Genomic DNA, 16,222 nt, shown 5'->3' with positions numbered 1-16,222 from the left:
GGGCACTACGCCGGACCTCCGGACGGCCGGAGGCCCTCGTCCTCGCACCGGTCGACCACGAGGATCGCCGCGTCATCCGCCAGGCGGTTCTCGGTGTGGCGGAGCAAGGCCTGGTGCAGGTCCTCCAGGAACGCCTCCCGGCTGTGGTCGCGCATGGTCACCATGGCCCGGGCCAGGTCGAAGAAGGTGCCGTCCCGGTCGCGGGCCTCGATGACACCGTCGGTGTACAGGAGCAGCCGGTCCCCCGGTGCGAACGGATAGCTGTCCGCCCGTCCGGGGTGACCGCTGACGAATTCCTCCAGACCGAGCGGCGGCAGGGGAGTGGTGGGCATCAGGGGCCGGACCGCGCCATCGGACAGCAGCAGCGGCGGCGGATGGCCCCGGTTGATCACGTCGATACGAGGGCCGTCCGCGATCTGGGCCACGAGCGCCGTGACGAACCCTTCCAGGAGGGCGTCCTCGCCTTCGGCCGCGCCCGCGACGACCGCGTCCCGCCGCAGGGCCGCCCCGCAGTGGTTGACGACCTCCACCAGATCGTCCTCGTAGTGCGCGGACTCCCGGAACGCGCCCAGCACGACCGCGGCGGCCCGTACCGCGGGCAGGCCCTTGCCGCGGACATCGCCGACGATCATCCGGACCCCGTACCGGGTCTGCACCACGTCGTACAGGTCGCCGCCGATCTGCGCGCCCGTCTCGGCCGCCAGGTACATGCTGGCCGCCCGTACGGGACCCAGCCGGACCGGCACCGGCCGCAGCAGGACGTCCTGGGCGGCGGTGGCGATCCGCTGGACCTGGTCGAGCTCTCCCTCCTGGCGGGCCCGCGCGGAGCGGCTCGTCATGAAGCTCGCCGCCGTGACCAGGAACAGGGCGAGGAAGTTCGTGTAGACCTGCTGGCTGCCCCAGGCGCCGTTGTAGCTGGCGGTGGTCACGCTGACACCGACGGCCACCGCCGCCGCCGCGAGCGTGCCCTTGGGACCCATCGTCACGGCCGCCAGCGCGGGTGTCGCGACCAGCAGGGGGCCGGTGTACAGGACGTGCAGGGGCGTGAACTCGACGAGGAGCACCAGCAGGGCGATCGCGAAGGGCACGCACTCCGCCAAGACGAAAAGGACCTGGTGGTGGCCGTCGGCTCGCGGTCCAGGAGGCGAGCGCAAGGGCGCTCTCATGAGTCCAGACTGCCTCGCCCGCACCCGCGGCCGCCACTCCGGTCCACCGCTCCCGTGGCCGTCCGGCGTCGGCCGAGGGCGATGCCTGCGATCGCGGAGCGCAACCGGGTCGCCCGGCTCAGCCGCGGACCGGCGTGAGGACCACGAAGTCGGCGTTCGACGGGTCGAGGCAGACGGCGAGCCGGCCGACGCCTTCCGCGTCCTGCGGCCCCATCTGCACACGGCCGCCGTTCCCGGTGACCGCGGCGACCGTCGCATCACAGTCGGCGACGGCGAAGACGGGGTGCCAGTACGGCCGCCCGTGCGCGAGGACCAGGTGCTCCGCGGGCAGCTCCATCAGGCCGCCGTGCATCCGCTCCTCGGGGAGCCCGGCGGGAGTGATGAGAGCGTACGCACCCCCGCCGCCGGGCAGCGCCATGTCGCCGAACTGCCAGCCGAAGACACCGCCGTAGAACTCCTTCGCGGCCGCGGCGTCACTCGTGTACAGCTCGGTCCAGCACAGCGAGCCCGGCTCGTCCACCAGCTCGACGCCCGTACTCCTTCCCGGCTGCCAGACGGCGAACTGTCCCCCCAGGGGGTCGCTGAACTGCGCCATCCGGCCCCACTCGTCGAGGTCCCTCGGAGCCACCCGGACCGTGCCTCCCAGGCGTTCCACCGCCTGGGTGGTCGCGTCCGCGTCGGTGACGCTGTGGTAGATCATCCAGGCCGGGCGCGCGCCCTCCTCGGTGAGCTTGCCGAGCCCGGCGACGACCTTCCCGTCCTTCCGGAACATCCCGCCCTCGCCCGGCTCCCCCTCGCCCATGGACTCGAAGTCCCATCCGAGCACGGTGCCGTAGAAGGCCGCGGCCGCGCGGACGTCGGGCACCCCGAGGTCGAGCCAGCAGGGGGAGCCGGGTGCGAAGTCGGTCGTGATCATGAGGATTGCCTTTCGCGGGTCCTGTACGACCTCAGCCTGGCAGCGGACCCTGCCCCTCGCGCGCCGACCGCCGGCCGCCGGCCTCGGGTGCGCCGGATCCCGGGTACGACGCGCCGTGGGTCACGGCAGGCTTCGGCGGCGTCGCACGACGGCTGCCCCGGCCAGGGCCGCCACCGCGGCGAGGAACGCGGCCGACAAGCCGTAGACCATCGGCGTCCCCACGTGGACCTGGTCCGGCGAGAGGGCACGGGCGGCAACGGTGCGCGGCGCCTCGGGCGTCTCCGGCGGCGCCGCAGGGGCGAGCGATCCGACCGGATCCACCCGTCCCGCCGCGGCGAATCCCCAGTCCAGCAGGGACCGCGCTTCCTCGTACACGGCGTTCGCGCCGCCCCACTGGGGGTTCATCACCGTCGCCACCAGAGTGCGGCCGTCCCGGCGGGCGGCCGCGATCAGCGTGAAACCCGCCTGGGAGGTGTAGCCGTTCTTGACACCGATGATCCCCGGGTACCGGCCCAGCCCGTCCTGACCGGTCACCAGCCGGTTGGTGTTCTCGATGCCGTACGTCCAGGTGGGACTGCCGTCGGTGTGGGTGCCGCCGGGGAAGCGGGCGTCGGCGGTCGCCGCGTAATCGGCGAAGGCGGGGTCGGCAAGGCCCGTACGGCCGAAGACCGCAAGATCGTAGGCCGAGGAAGTCTGGCCGTCCGCGTCGAAGCCGTCCGGGGAGACGACGGTGGTGTCCCGCGCGCCCAGGGCACGCGCCTTGGCCTGCATCTGCGCCGACGTGACGTCCCAGCCGCCGTTCATCTCGGCCAGCACGTGCACGGCGTCGTTGCCCGAGCTGAGGAAGACACCCCGCCAGAGGTCGGCCACCCGGTAGGTGTGATCCGCGGACAGGCCCACCGTGCTGCTCCCCTCCGGCACCTCGTCCAGCTCGGCCTCGGTGACCGTGTGCCGGCCCGAGCCGGGCAGGTGGGGCAGCGCGGTGAGGGCGAAGAGGGTCTTGAGGGTGCTGGCCGGTGGCAGCCGGCGGTGTGCGTCGTGGGCCGCGAGCACCGCACCCGTCCCGGCATCCGCCACCAGCCATGACAGGGCGGACACGTCGTCCGGTAGCGCGGGCGCCCCCTGCCGCGCCCGCACATGGGTCCCGGACCGGTGCAACAGCGATGCGTCGACGGCCGAGGCGGGTCGCGGCGGCAGCGGCTCGGCCCGCGGGGTGCCGACGGCCGCCGGAGCGAGGAGGACCGATGCGCCGATGGCCAGAGCTGCGGCGCCCGCGCCGGTTCTGCGCCCAGAGGATCTGATGCTCATTCATCCAGCGTAGAAATGCATCGGGCCGCGCGCAGCGACGTGTACGCCGACCGGCGGTAGGCCGGAGGCCGGTCCTTCCGGAGGAGCTCGCCGGACCGGGCGCGGCCGGCCGCCGCTGACCGGCCGTCCGTAGGCCGGGTGCGAGCGCGGCCGGCCGGGGCGGCCGGGCCGGGTCAGACGATGTCTTCGGCGATCTCCGCCTGCTCGCGGGCGTTGCCGTAGGCCGCCGGGGTGCCGTACGAGCGGCGGGCGACGTACCACCAGACGCTGGCCAGGACCAGGACCACCGCCAGCGCGATCACGGCGTAGTTCATCGAGTCGATGGTGACGGGGGATTTCTGGGGCAGGCAGAAGAGGACGGTGACGAGCGCCACCCAGACGACGGCGATCCAGCCGATCGGCTTGCTCCAGCGGCCCAGGTTCCAGGGCCCGGGCTCGAAGCGGTCGCCGGCGCGCAGGCGGAGGTAGATCGGGATGGCGTAGGCCGGGGTGATGCCGATGACGTTGATGGCGGTCACGGCTCCGTAGGCGGTGGCGGAGTACAGCGAGGGGAGGGCCAGTACGCCCGCGACGACGACGGAGAGCCAGACGGCGGGCACCGGCGTCTGGGTCCGGCCGCTGACCTTGCGCCACAGGGCGGAGCCGGGGAGCGCGTTGTCACGGCTGAACGCGAAGACCATCCGGCTCGCGGCCGCGACCTCGGCGTTGCCGCAGAAGAGCTGCGCGACGATGACGACGAGCAGCAGGGCGGTGGCGCCGCCGGAGCCCAGCGCGTCGATGAAGATCTGGGCGGGCGGGACGCCGGTGGCGCTGCCCTGGACGGCCGCGTAGTCCTGGATGGCGAAGGTGAGGCCGGCGAGCAGGGCGAAACCGGCGATCCAGGAGACCCAGATGGCCCGGACGATGCCCTTGGCGGCGGAGACGGAGGCGTCCCTGGTCTCCTCCGAAAGGTGCGCGGAGGCGTCGTAGCCGGAGAAGGTGTACTGGGCGAGCAGCAGGCCGACCGCCGCCACGTAGAACGGGTTGGCCCATCCGGTGTCGTTGACGAACTCGGTGAACACGAACGACGCCGACTGGTGGTGGTCGGGGATGAAGGCCAGGGCGCCGACGATCACGGCGACGCCGCCCAGGTGCCACCAGACGCTGATGGAGTTGAGCACGCTGACGAGGCGGACCCCGAAGAGGTTGAGCGCGGCGTGCAGCAGCAGGATGCACAGGAAGATCAGGAACGTCGAGCCGGGGGTGGGCACGAACCCGAAGCGGAGGTTGAGGAAGGCGCCGGTGAACAGGGCCGCGCCGTAGTCGATTCCGGCGATGGCGCCGAGCAGGCCGAGCAGGTTCAGCCAGCCGGTGTACCAGCCCCAGCGGCGTCCGCCGAGCCGGTCGGCCATGTAGTAGAGCGCACCGGAGGTGGGGTAGGCGCTGGTCACCTCGGCCAGGGCGAGACCCACGCAGAGGACGAAGAGGCCTACGCCGACCCAGCCCCACAGCATCACGGCCGGGCCGCCGGAGCCCATGCCGAAGCCGTACAGCGTCATGCAGCCGGAGAGGACGGATATGACGGAGAAGCTGATGGCGAAGTTGCCGAAGCCGCCCATCCGGCGGGCGAGGACGGGCTGGTAGCCGAGTTCCCTGAGGCGCTGTTCCTCGTCCTGCTGGGGTGGAGCCTTGCGGTCCTGGCGGGCTGCCCAATCGGTTCTGGACACGGCGGTACCTCCGGGGGTCTGTGAAGCACGGGGACGGTGGAGCCTGGGGGTGCGGGTGCGGCCTGGGTGGTGCGGGTGGAGCGAGGGGTCGGCGCCGTGGGGGAGGGCGGCGGGGGTCAGTTCCGGCCGGCCAGGCTGCGGGACCTGGCCTGCAGGAACACCTCCTCGGCCAGAGCGCGGTCGGCCGGGTCGCGGGTCCGGTGGGCCCACGGCAGGGTGGTCCAATACGGGCCGATCGTGTCGAAGACCCGGGCCGCCTCGTCGAACTGCAGGGCTCCCCACAGGGCATGGGCGAGCTGGTTCAGATCGAGCGGGGAGGCGTGCGGCAGATCGGCGTGGTCGAACCAGGTGCCCAGGGCGTGCAGGGCGTCGCGGACGGCGTCCTCGGCGACCCAGTGCAGGTCCAGGGCGCGCTCCTGGCCGCGTTCGCGGCGGTAGCGTTCGACCCGTACGTAGAGCGGCAGGACGTGCACGGCGGATCCGGGCGGGGCGGAACCGGCCGCCCAGTGGACGAAGTTGGCGGCCTCGGAGAGCGGCCCGGGCGCGCCCGCGTACACGAACTGGAGCATGCGGTGGTAGGCCTCGCGGTTGTGCGGGTCGCGCTTGTCGACCTCCGCGAGGATGCCCCAGGGGCCGGTGGGCAGCATGGGGCCGGGCGGCGCGACCCGGTGCTCGGCCATCTGGCGCTGCTCGTCGAGGAGGGCGAGGGCGAGCAGGCACACCCAGGGCACGGGGTCGGCGGGGCTGATGCGGGCGGCCTCCCGGCAGGTCGCCCAGGCCTCCTGCCACAGCTCGCCGGTGCGGGCGTGTCCGGCGCGGTGGGCGCGGACGGCCCGCTCGACGCAGACGCGCGTGTGCATCACGAGCGCGGCGACGCTGTCCGGTTCCTCGGCCCGCCAGGCCTGGACCACGTCGGACCCGGCGGAGACGGCGGCGAGGACCTGGGTGCGCTGGGTCCACAGCCCCCAGTTGTCGGTGCGTTCGAGTAAGCGCGCCATGGAGACCCAACGGCCGGTGCGCAGGTCCTGGGAGGCGGAACGCAGCTCCTTGTCGTGGCCGGCCGGGTGGTAGACGGGCCGGAAATCGCTGCCCGCCATCACCTCGTCCCGGTCGAGGGGCGGCGGCCCGGGCGGGCGCGTTCTGCGGTGGTCGTGATCATCAGTCCTCGGATCGCATGGAAGGTGGGTCCATCCGGCCGCCGGCTGCCGCGTTGCAGCCGTGCCCGGTGCCAGGGATGCGTGAACCATGCGAGAACTGTTCGTCGAACCCCCGCCGTTGACCCACGGTCGATGTCGCTGCCCGTTGATCGGCGATCACTATATGGCGATCAGGAGCATACGCATCCAGATCCTTGTTCGAACGTAAGTATCAAGCCACGATCGGCATATGAGGACGCGTCAGTGGCCGGCGGCCGCCCCGGACGGATCTTGACGGGCGGCGTCGGCCGGTGCAGGCTTCCGACCGAAGTCCGATCAAGGCGACACCAGGGACGGAGCGGTGATGACGGGCCCGGTGCTCGCTGTCGATCAAGGCACCTCGGGGACCAAGGCGCTGGTCGTCTGTCCGGTACGCGGGGTCATCGGCTCCGGATCCGCCCCCGTACGGCCCCGCCATCTGCCGGGCGGCCGGGTCGAGGTCGCCCCCGGCGAGTTGCTGGACTCGGTCGTCGTCGCCGGACGCGCCGCGCTGGCAGCCGCGGGCGAGCCCGTGGTGGCGGTGGGCCTCGCCAACCAGGGCGAGACCGTTCTGGCCTGGGACCCCGCGACCGGGGAGCCGCTGACCGACGCGATCGTCTGGCAGGACCGGCGCGCCGAACAGCTCTGCACCGAACTGGCCCCGCACGCCCCCCTTTTGCGTGAGACGACAGGTCTGCCGCTCGACCCGTACTTCGCCGCCCCCAAGATGGCCTGGATACGCCGCCACCTGACCCGGCGCGGCGTCGTGACGACCAGCGACGTCTGGCTCGTGCACCGCCTGACCGGCGCGTTCGTCACCGACGCGGCGACCGCCGGCCGCACCCAGCTGCTCGACCTCGACGCCACCCGCTGGTCGGACGCGGCACTCGACGCCTTCGGCCTCACGGGCGAGCGGCTGCCGGAGGTCGTCGACGCGGACACCCGCGTCGGCACCACCACCGCCTTCGGTCCCGAACTGCCGCTGACGGGACTGCTCGTGGACCAGCAGGCCGCGCTGCTCGCCCAGAGCGTCACCGAGCCCGGCGCCGCCAAGTGCACCTACGGCACAGGCGCGTTCCTCCTCGCGCAGACCGGCCCGCACCCCCTGCGCAGCACCTCCGGACTGGTCGGCTGCGTGGCCTGGCGGCTCGCCGGCCGGACCAGCTACTGCCTGGACGGGCAGGTGTACACGGCCGCCTCCGCCGTGCGCTGGCTCACCGATCTCGGGGTGATCTCCGGCGCCGCCGACATCGACACCGTGGGCGGGCGCGTCCCGGACGCCGGCGGCGTCACCTTCGTCCCCGCGCTCGCCGGCCTCGCCGCTCCCTGGTGGCGGGGTGACCTGCGGGGCTCGGTCACGGGCCTGGGCCTCGACACCACCGCCGGGCATCTGGTGCGCGCCCTGTGCGACGGCATCGCCGCCCAGGTGGCGGAGCTCGCGGACGCGGTCGCCGCCGACCTCGGCACCCCGCTCACCGCCCTGCGCGTCGACGGCGGGCTGACCCGGTCCGCGCTGCTCATGCAGGCCCAGGCCGACCTCCTCGGGATCCCCGTGGAGGTGTCGGCGCTGCCGGACGTCACCGCGCTCGGCGTCGGCGCCGTCGCCCGCCTCGGGCTCGATCCCTCGCTCACCGTCGCCGAGGCCGTCCCGCAGTGGAAGCCGTCCGCCGTCTACGAGCCGCGGGCCGGTGCGGCGGAGGCGACGGAGCGCCGCGCACGCTTCCGAGCGGCCGTCTCGGCCCTGCTCGGCGACGCACCGGCATGACCGTCACCACCGCCACGACCGGCGGCGCCGTGACCACCGGCGGCGCCCTGCCCGGCGGGGAGTACGACGTGACGGTCGTCGGCGCCGGCGTGGTGGGCACGGCGATCGCCCGCGAACTGGCCCGGCTCCCGTTGCGGATCGCCCTGGTCGACGCGGCCGACGACGTCGGTGACGGCACTTCGAAGGCCAATACCGCCATCCTGCACACCGGCTTCGACGCCGTGCCCGGCTCCCTTGAGTCCCGGCTCGTCCGGGAGGGCCACCGGCTCCTCTCCGCGTACGCCGCCGACACCGGCATCCCGGTGGAGCCGCTCGGGGCGCTCCTCGTCGCCTGGGACGAGGAACAGCTGGCCGCACTGCCGGGCCTCGCGCAGAAGGCCGTACGCAACGGCTACGGCTCGGCCCGGATCATCCCGGCCGCGGAGGTGCGGGCCCGCGAGCCGGAGCTCGGACCCGGGGTGCTGGGAGCGCTCGACGTGCCGGGGGAGTCCATCATCTGCCCGTGGACGACCACCCTCGCGTACGCCACGCAGGCCGTCCGCGCAGGCGTCGACCTCCACCTCAACTGCCGTGTGCAGAAGATCACTTCGGGCGAAGCGCATACCCTGGCCACGAGCCGGGGCCCGCTGCGCACCCGGCACCTGGTCAACGCGGCCGGCCTGTACGCCGACGAGATCGACCGGCTCCTCGGCCACGCGGACTTCGCCGTGACGCCCCGGCGCGGCCAGCTGATCGTCTTCGACGAGCTCGCCCGCGGCCTGGTACGGCACATCCTGCTGCCCGTACCGGGCGCCCTCGGGAAGGGGGTACTGGTGTCACCCACGGTGTACGGGAACGTGATGCTCGGCCCGACCGCCGAGGACCTGGACGACAAGACGGACACCGGATCGACCGCCGAGGGGCTCGCGCTGCTGCGGGAGAAGGGCCGACGGATCCTGCCGGCCCTCCTGGAGGAAGAGGTCACCGCCGTGTACGCCGGCCTGCGGGCCGCCACCGGCGACGACGACTACGCGATCCGGGCCCACCCCGCGCAGCGGTACGTCACCGTGGGCGGGATCCGTTCGACGGGACTGACGGCCTCGATGGCGATCGCCGCCCACGTCGTGGAACTGCTCGCCGACGGCGGCCTGCCGGTGGCAGGGGCCCGGGAGCCCGAACCCGTGCGGATGCCGAACCTGGGCGAGGCGTTCCTGCGGCCCTACCGCGACGCCGAGCTGATCGCACGGGATCCGGAGTACGGCCGGATCGTCTGCCACTGCGAGCGTGTGACGCGCGGGGAGATCCGCGACGCGCTCGCCTCGGCCGTCCCGCCCGCATCGCCGGACGGCCTGCGGCGGCGCACCCGCGCACGGGCGGGCCGCTGCCAGGGCTTCCACTGCGGGGCCGCCGTCCGCGCGCTGTTCGAAGCGGCCCGCAGATGAGCCGCGACCGCACGGTCGGCGTCCTGGTCGTCGGCGCCGGTCCCGCCGGACTGGCCCTGGCAGCCCGCCTCGCCCGCGCGAACGCGGGCCACGTCGAGGTCCTGGAACGCGAGCAGGACGCGGGCGGCGTGCCGCGCCACTGCCACCACGGCGGATTCGGGGGGCCCGTACTCCCCTGGCTCACCGGACCGGCGTACGCACGGCGGGCCGTGCGGGCGGCGACGGCGGCCGGGGCGACGGTCCGTACCGGTGTCAGCGCCACCGGCTGGGCCGGCCCGCTGACCCTGGAGACCACGAGCCCGGCGGGCCTGGAGCGGATCACGGCCCGGGCCGTCGTCCTCGCCACCGGCGCGCGCGAGCGCCCCCGCAGCGCCCGGCTGGTGCCGGGGTCCCGGCCGGCGGGCGTGCTGACCACCGGGGAGCTGCAGCAGTCGGTCCACCTGTACGGCCAGGACATCGGCCGGCGGGCCGTCGTGGTGGGCGCCGAGCCGGTGGCCCGGCACGCCGTACGCACCCTGCGCCGGGCGGGAGCGGAGGTGGTGGCCGTGGTCACGGAGCGCTCCCACGGCGTCGCCGTGCCAGGAATCCCGCTGCTCACGGCCACGACGGTGGGTGAACTGCGCGGCCGGGGCCGCCTGTCGGGCGTGGCCGTGCGCCACGCGGACGGCCGCCGCGGGGTCCTCGCGTGCGACACGGTGGTCTTCACCGGCGACTGGATTCCCGACCACGAGCTGGCGCGCCGCGGCGGCATCGCCGTGGACCCCGGCACCCGCGGTCCTTGCGTGGACGCGTCGTTCCGTACGCCGGTGCCGGGGGTCTTCGCGGTCGGCAACGCCCTCCACGGCGTCGAACGCGCCGCCACCGCGGCCGCCGAGGGCGCCGCCGCGGCGGCCTCCGTCCTCGCCCGCCTCTCGGGCGCGCCGTGGCCGGAGCCCGGTCCACCGCTGGTCGTCCGGGCCCCGCTGCTGTGGGTGGCGCCCAACCGGCTCACGGACATCGCGGGGCGGCCGCTGCTGCTGCGGTCGGGGGAGCCGCTGACCGCCCCGGTGTTGACGGCCGCCCAGGACGGCCGGCTGCTGTGGCGACGGCGGTTCCCGGTCCGGATGGCGCCGTCGCGGTCGCTGAGGCTGCCGCCGGGGTGGACGGACCGCGTCGACCGGGCGGGCGGTCCGGTCGTGCTGGGCATCGGCTGACGGCGACGTCCCCTGCCCCCTGCGCCCGGTGGACGGTCAGGCGCGCCCTTGACTACGTTCCGTGCATAGATAGATACTCTGTGTCACGATCTTGGTCGCTCACAACGTCACCTACGGGGTCACACCCCGTCAGGAGGTACCGACGTGCCGTTTTCCGTCCCTGGACTGGCCGACGACCTGACCCCCGCTCTCCTGGACCGCTGGAACAAGGAGATCGACCGCCAGTTCAGGAGCCTGGAGCCTGATCTGGGGAGCAGGTACTTCACCCTGGAACCCGACGATCCGGCCGCCGAGCGGGTGGCCGTCACCTGGTTCGGCAATCCGGCCGAGCCCGAGTTCTGCTTCGACGCCGCCACGGCCCGCACGTTGTCCGACTGGGGTGTACGCGGCCGACGCGCCCTGCACAACGAGTACTGCGAGTACGCGGTCATCAGCGCGGCCGACATCGAGGGACGGATGCGCCCCAAGCGGGTGCAGGTCACCACCGAACTCCCCGAGTACTACCTGATGCTCGCCGAGCACGCCCCGGACCGCCTGCGGGAGATCATCACCGCGACGCTCGGCACCGAGCCCCGCTGGCAGGAACTCTACGGACCCGCCGTCGCGGACCCGAACCCGCTCGCTCCGGCCCAGCGCCGCGTGGCCTTCGCCCGCCACCTGACCGGCCACGGACTGCACCCCGACCTGATCGACGCCGGAGTCCCCGCCGACCCGGCGGGCTCGCTCAACGCGGTCAACGCCCTGTTCATGGCCCATCCCATCAACGGGCTGGACGACCTGATCTACATCGTGATGTTCGGCGCGAAGCCCTACGCCCGCCGGAATTCCGCGGGCGGCTTCGAACCCGCCGGACGGGACCAGATCTTCCGCCAGCAGCCCGGGCTCGAAGCCCTGTCCTGCCGCCATGCCGACCCGGCCGCCGCACTGGCCGCGGCGGATGCCGCCTTCCAGGGCCGGACCGTGTCCTTCGCCGATCCGCTGGGCATGTACATCCAGCAGTTCACCTCCGAGGTCTTCCTCTTCGAGGGCGGCCCCGTCCCGGCCCCGTGGATCCGGCTGGGGCGCGGCCGGCAAGGACTGCACCAGCGGCTCGAATTCGGCCCGCCGGACGACGACCCGCACTTCCTCGACGACATCACCGTGGTGGAGGGCGACGCGGAGGAGCCCCTGACCGGCGGCTACCAGGTCGTACGCCAGGTCCAGGTGGGCCCGGTGGTCGCGCTCGGCGCACCGGCGCCCGTACCGCCCGCCGACTTCGTGGTCCTCGCCGACTCGCCCGGACCCATCCGCTGCCGGGACGCGAGCGTGTGCACCGACACGGTGGGGCCGCTGAAGGAAGCCTTCGACGCCGAGGCCCTGCTGCCCGGACCCGTGGGCGCCGGCCCCCGGGGTGGGAGATGAGCGTCCTCCAGGACGGGATCTACCACGGGCCCGGCCGGCGCCCGCCCGGCCATCTGGCTCTCGTGTTCCTGCGGGCCGACCCGGAGGCCGGCGCCACCGCCGTCGACGGCGCGCTGCGCGAGGTGACCACCATGCTGCGCGGGCTCGCCGACGGCGTCGTACCGGAACTGCCGGGCCACCCGGTGCCGAGCGCCGGCCTGGAGTTCCTGCTCGGCCTCGGCCCGAAGGCCTTCGACATCGCCGACGCGAAACTCCCGTGCCCGGCCGCACTCGGCCCGCGCCTGCGGTTCCGCTCGCCCCGCCCCACCGGCGGCGGACCGCTGCTGGTCGGCGGGGGCCTGTCCTACGCGGCGGACGTCACCCGCAACGACGCCACGGAGGAGTTCTGCCTGCAGCTCACCGCCGACACCCAGCTCGCGGTCTCGCGTGCCGTGGTGGAGCTGTGGAAGCTGCTGCGCGGCGCGCGCACCGGCGACACACGGACGGCCACGCTGGAGATCGCGGGCATCCACACCGGATTCCAGCGCGACGACCGGCGCAGCTGGATCGGCTTCCACGACGGCGTGTCCAACCTGGACAGCGCCGACCGGGAACGGGTCATCAGCATCGCAGCGGCCGACGCGGGCCCGGACCCCTGGACGATCGGCGGTACCTGTCTGGTCTTCGCCCGCCTCGCCGTCGACCTCGACCAGTGGCACCTCCTGCCGCGCGCGGAGCAGGAGTTCCTCGTCGGCCGGGACAAGCTCACCGGAGCCCCGCTCACCGGCCGTGACGGCGACGGGAGGCCCGTACCGGCCGCGGGCTGTCCGGTGGCCGGGACCACCGAGGTGACGCAGCCGGGAAACGAGGACTTCCTGGAGCCACGGCCCACCGCCGATCCGGTGCTGCTCGCCGCCCATGTGCGGCGGGCCAATCTGACCGCCACCGCCGACCCCGACCAGAGCGGCTCGCTGCGGGTGTTCCGCCAGGGGTACGAGTTCTTCGAACCGGTCGCGGCCGCGCCCGGCTTCCGGGCCGGGCTGAACTTCGTCGGCTTCCAGGACAGCCCCGAACGGGTGCTGCGCATCCTCACCCAGCGAGGCTGGCTGGGCGGCGTCAACTTCGGCGGGCAGCCCGGTCCGGACGGACCGGCCGGGCGGCTGCTGACGGTACGGGCGGCAGGCACGTATCTGGTTCCGCCCGTACGGGACGGGGCTCCCTACCCGGGGGCCGAGGTATTCGGCTGAACAGCCGCCCCCGCTGACCGGACTCCCCGGACTCGTCGGATCCCCGGACTCCTGGAAGGAAACGGAGACTCACAGTGATCGAACAGATCTGGCTCCATCCACCGCTCGCCTTCGCCCGGCTGGGCCCGTCCCCCGTGCCCTGTGACAACTACCGGTGGGGAATGAGCGACCTGACGCCGGGCGGCACCGGCAAGACCGTCGTCGAGCCCCGGCCCTCCCTCGACGTCGCCGAGGACGGGACCTTGACGGAGCGGGAGCCCGAGGGGGACCGCGTCCGGTTCAAGGACGCCGACGGCTTCCGTCCGCTCTGCCCCTTCTTCGAGGTGCACGGTACGTGGACGGCCGACGGGGAGCGGCACACCGGCCGGATCACCACCGATGTGCTGGCCGCCGCCGGCACGGAACTCGCCGACGTGCGCTGGAAGGTGGAGGTCGCCAATCTGAAAGCGCACCACTGCACCCTCTCGCCGGGCGACCGGATCGAGGCCGGTGTGGAGCTTGCCGGTGACGACCACCGGCGCAAGCCGCTGGAGGGGCGATCGCCGCAGGGGGCCGACCGGCCGCTGGTGCCGGCCGGGCGGCACGTACCGCTCGGGTCCGTCCAGGTACCCAGGCCCGACGACCGGTTTCCCGAACTCCGGCTGCGTTTCACACCCGCCACCGGAGCGGTGTACGGCCCCACGAACCTTCCGGCGCGCTCCCGGCGGTTCGTCCTGCCGGCCGAGCACCTGTTCCTCTCTCCGGACGCGCGATGGTGTGAGTTCACCGGCGAGGACGATCCGCGGACGGTTCCCGGGGGGCTGTTCGCCGGCTCACGGGAGGAGGACGGGGAGACGAGCCTCGGACTGGTCGACGACGTGTGCGACGGGCTGGTCGCCGTCACCCTGCCGGGCGGCCTGTCGGCCCGCGCGCGGATCGTCGTCACCCCGCCCGATTTCGCGCCCGACCGCAGACCCTTCACCTCCCTGGCCGACGGCCTGGCGGACCGGGTCAAGCGCGGGGACGTCCGCGACCCCGACTACATCGCCAAGCACCCCCAACTGACCGCACTGGAGGTGCGCGACCTGTTCGAACGGGTGCTGGAGGCCATGGACGCCGTCAACGTCGACGCGCAGAACGAGCGGGCGACGCTGGAGAACGAGAGCACGGCCGAGGACCTCGGCCTGCCCACCGGCCCGGCCCGGGCCCGCACCTTCAGCCCGCCCGAACCCCTGCTCGGGGTGATCCTCGCGCTCACCGAACGCGGCCGCCGCCGGCACCGCCGCTTCGTCGCGCTGGAGGCCCTGGAGGACATGTTCCGCGAGCAGCCCGGACTCATCGAACGGGCCATCAGGGAGCCGGGGTCCGAAGACGTCTGGTACGACCGCCGGATGCCGGTGGCGGTGCGGGGATCCGACGCCTTCCCGATGCACCTGACCCGCCGCCAGTACGACCTTCTGGTGGCCTGGGTCGGATCGCTGCGCGAACGGGTCGAGGAGGGGACATGAGCGTACTGCTGCAGATCGGCCGACGGCCGCCGGAACGGGAACCGCAGGCCGAAGCGGATCCGGGAACGGCTGCCGGGGGCGGGCCGCTCGGCCTGGCCGCCGAAACCAGGGTGTTCCGCAGCGCGCACGGAGCCCACCTCTTCGTCGCCGACGGCAGCCGGATCTACGACCTCCCGGAGAAGACCGCGGACCGCCTGGAGCGGTGGACGGCCGCCGCCCACGACCCGGCCCAGGACGCCGCCCTCGCAGCCGGGCTGGGCCTGCCGCTCTGGGGCGGGGCGGACCTGCCGGCCCCGCGGATCGACGGCACCCCGGCCGCCGTACCACCCCTGTCCTCCCTGTCGCTCAACGTGATGCAGGCCTGCAACCTCAGCTGCGGCCACTGCTACGCCGACGAGGGCAGGTTCGGCGGCTCCGCCCGGGCCATGCCCCGCGAGACCGCGTTCGCCGCCGTCGACCGGCTCCTCGCGGAGGCCGCGCCGGGGGCCGCGGTAGTGGTCGGATTCATGGGTGGTGAACCCCTGCTCGCCCGCGACCTGGTGCACGAGGTCGTCACGTACGCGACCCGGGCCGGAGCCGCCACCGGGCACGCCGTCCGCTTCGCGCTCACCACCAACCTCACCACGGTCCGGCCCGCGGACGCCGAACTGTTCGCCGCCCACCCGTTCACCGTCGCCGTCAGCCTGGACGGCGACCGGGCCGGCCACGACGCACTGCGCCGGGCCCCGGGCGGGGGCAGCGCGTACGACCGGCTGCGGGCCGGGCTGGACGTGCTGGAGCGGCACGGAAGGCCGCGCCATCTCTCGGCCCGGGTGAGCGTCACCCCGTACACCGGGCGGCTGCTCGCCATCCTGGAGCACGGCATCGGCCTCGGCTTCGACGAGGTCGGCTTCGCCGCGGTGGTGAGCGCCCCGGACGCCGCGTACGAGATCGGCCCCGACGCCTTCACCGGATTCCTTGAACAGATGGTCGAGTGCGGCGAAGCGGCGCTGCGCGAGCTGACGGCGGGCCGCCCGTACCCCTTCGGCAACTTCCAGACGGCGATGTACGAACTGCACACGGGCGGCCATCGCCCGTACCCCTGCGGCGCCGGAGCCGGATACCTCAGTGCCTCCGCCGAGGGCGGTCTCTACGCCTGCCACCGGCTGGTCGACGACCCGGCCTTCGCCATGGGCTCGCTGACCCAGGGACCCGACCAGGGGGCCAGAGCGGCCCACCTGGCGGCCCGCCACGTGGACCGGGCCGAGCCCTGCCGGTCCTGCTGGGCCCGCTACCTGTGCGGCGGCGGCTGCTACCACGAGGTCACCCGGCGCGGCCGGACCGGCTGCGACTACATCCGCGGCTGGCTGGCCTTCTGCCTGCGCTCCTACGTCGAACTCTCGCAGGCCGCACCGGAGTTCTTCCGTCATCCGAGCGCATCCGACCTCCCGGGCGATCCGGCCGCCCTGGCCCGCTGAC

At 73.8% G+C, this 16,222-nt stretch carries 12 protein-coding genes; 7 read left to right on the top strand and 5 right to left on the bottom strand.

Features of this window, described 5'->3' with window-relative positions; genetic code table 11:
- Positions 1–5 precede the first annotated feature (5 nt).
- The 5 genes from ACFY0D_RS11330 to ACFY0D_RS11310 all read right to left on the bottom strand — a co-directional run bounded on the left by ACFY0D_RS11330 (position 6) and on the right by ACFY0D_RS11310 (position 6,193).
- Positions 6–1,088 carry a PP2C family protein-serine/threonine phosphatase gene (locus ACFY0D_RS11330; protein WP_390798085.1) on the bottom strand — a complete coding sequence of 361 codons (1,083 nt, stop codon included), beginning with the start codon at positions 1,086–1,088 and terminating at the stop codon, positions 6–8.
- 196 nt (positions 1,089–1,284) lie between these two features.
- A complete protein-coding gene (locus ACFY0D_RS11325; protein ID WP_390798084.1) occupies positions 1,285–2,082 on the bottom strand; it encodes a VOC family protein in 798 nt (265 codons plus the stop codon).
- Positions 2,083–2,202: 120 nt separating this feature from the next.
- Positions 2,203–3,390: a D-alanyl-D-alanine carboxypeptidase family protein gene (locus ACFY0D_RS11320; RefSeq protein ID WP_390798083.1), complete on the bottom strand. Its 1,188-nt coding sequence runs from the start codon at positions 3,388–3,390 to the stop codon at positions 2,203–2,205.
- A gap of 173 nt (positions 3,391–3,563) precedes the next feature.
- Complete coding sequence (locus tag ACFY0D_RS11315) at positions 3,564–4,988, bottom strand: amino acid permease (RefSeq protein ID WP_390798178.1); 1,425 nt, start codon at positions 4,986–4,988, stop codon at positions 3,564–3,566.
- A gap of 224 nt (positions 4,989–5,212) precedes the next feature.
- On the bottom strand, positions 5,213–6,193 hold the full coding sequence (locus tag ACFY0D_RS11310) for a hypothetical protein (RefSeq protein ID WP_390798082.1): 981 nt from the start codon (positions 6,191–6,193) through the stop codon (positions 5,213–5,215).
- A gap of 403 nt (positions 6,194–6,596) precedes the next feature.
- On the opposite strand from ACFY0D_RS11310, the gene ACFY0D_RS11305 reads away from it, so the two are divergent.
- The 7 genes from ACFY0D_RS11305 to ACFY0D_RS11275 all read left to right on the top strand — a co-directional run bounded on the left by ACFY0D_RS11305 (position 6,597) and on the right by ACFY0D_RS11275 (position 16,221).
- Entirely contained in the window at positions 6,597–8,036 is a 1,440-nt protein-coding gene (locus ACFY0D_RS11305; protein WP_390798081.1) for an FGGY family carbohydrate kinase, read from the top strand.
- Complete coding sequence (locus ACFY0D_RS11300) at positions 8,033–9,457, top strand: FAD-dependent oxidoreductase (RefSeq protein ID WP_390798080.1); 1,425 nt, start codon at positions 8,033–8,035, stop codon at positions 9,455–9,457. The genes ACFY0D_RS11305 and ACFY0D_RS11300 overlap by 4 nt, the downstream gene beginning before the upstream one ends.
- Positions 9,454–10,650: an NAD(P)/FAD-dependent oxidoreductase gene (locus ACFY0D_RS11295; protein ID WP_390798079.1), complete on the top strand. Its 1,197-nt coding sequence runs from the start codon at positions 9,454–9,456 to the stop codon at positions 10,648–10,650. Before ACFY0D_RS11300 ends, ACFY0D_RS11295 begins: the two co-directional genes overlap by 4 nt.
- 144 nt (positions 10,651–10,794) lie before the next feature.
- A complete protein-coding gene (locus tag ACFY0D_RS11290; protein ID WP_390798078.1) occupies positions 10,795–12,051 on the top strand; it encodes a hypothetical protein in 1,257 nt (418 codons plus the stop codon).
- Positions 12,048–13,277, top strand: coding sequence for a Dyp-type peroxidase (locus ACFY0D_RS11285; RefSeq protein WP_390798077.1), 1,230 nt, complete (start codon positions 12,048–12,050; stop codon positions 13,275–13,277). Before ACFY0D_RS11290 ends, ACFY0D_RS11285 begins: the two co-directional genes overlap by 4 nt.
- Positions 13,278–13,351: 74 nt before the next feature.
- Positions 13,352–14,764 carry a hypothetical protein gene (locus tag ACFY0D_RS11280; protein ID WP_390798076.1) on the top strand — a complete coding sequence of 471 codons (1,413 nt, stop codon included), beginning with the start codon at positions 13,352–13,354 and terminating at the stop codon, positions 14,762–14,764.
- Entirely contained in the window at positions 14,761–16,221 is a 1,461-nt protein-coding gene (locus ACFY0D_RS11275) for a radical SAM protein (RefSeq protein ID WP_390798075.1), read from the top strand. Before ACFY0D_RS11280 ends, ACFY0D_RS11275 begins: the two co-directional genes overlap by 4 nt.
- Position 16,222: the final 1 nt, after the last annotated feature.

Origin of the sequence: Streptomyces sp. NPDC001502 (genome assembly GCF_042894785.1) — a bacterium.
Classification (GTDB): domain Bacteria; phylum Actinomycetota; class Actinomycetes; order Streptomycetales; family Streptomycetaceae; genus Streptomyces; species Streptomyces kutzneri.
Note: the sequence above shows the minus strand (reverse complement) of the source record. Positions and strands in the feature narration are given on the sequence as shown.

Coding starts and splice junctions, on each gene's coding strand:
- ACFY0D_RS11325 (WP_390798084.1), bottom strand. CDS start 2,082: ATGATCACGACCGACTTCGCACCCGGCTCCCCCTGCTGGCTCGACCTC.
- ACFY0D_RS11320 (WP_390798083.1), bottom strand. CDS start 3,390: ATGAGCATCAGATCCTCTGGGCGCAGAACCGGCGCGGGCGCCGCAGCT.
- ACFY0D_RS11315 (WP_390798178.1), bottom strand. CDS start 4,988: ATGGGCGGCTTCGGCAACTTCGCCATCAGCTTCTCCGTCATATCCGTC.
- ACFY0D_RS11310 (WP_390798082.1), bottom strand. CDS start 6,193: ATGGCGGGCAGCGATTTCCGGCCCGTCTACCACCCGGCCGGCCACGAC.
- ACFY0D_RS11305 (WP_390798081.1), top strand. CDS start 6,597: ATGACGGGCCCGGTGCTCGCTGTCGATCAAGGCACCTCGGGGACCAAG.
- ACFY0D_RS11300 (WP_390798080.1), top strand. CDS start 8,033: ATGACCGTCACCACCGCCACGACCGGCGGCGCCGTGACCACCGGCGGC.
- ACFY0D_RS11295 (WP_390798079.1), top strand. CDS start 9,454: ATGAGCCGCGACCGCACGGTCGGCGTCCTGGTCGTCGGCGCCGGTCCC.
- ACFY0D_RS11285 (WP_390798077.1), top strand. CDS start 12,048: ATGAGCGTCCTCCAGGACGGGATCTACCACGGGCCCGGCCGGCGCCCG.
- ACFY0D_RS11275 (WP_390798075.1), top strand. CDS start 14,761: ATGAGCGTACTGCTGCAGATCGGCCGACGGCCGCCGGAACGGGAACCG.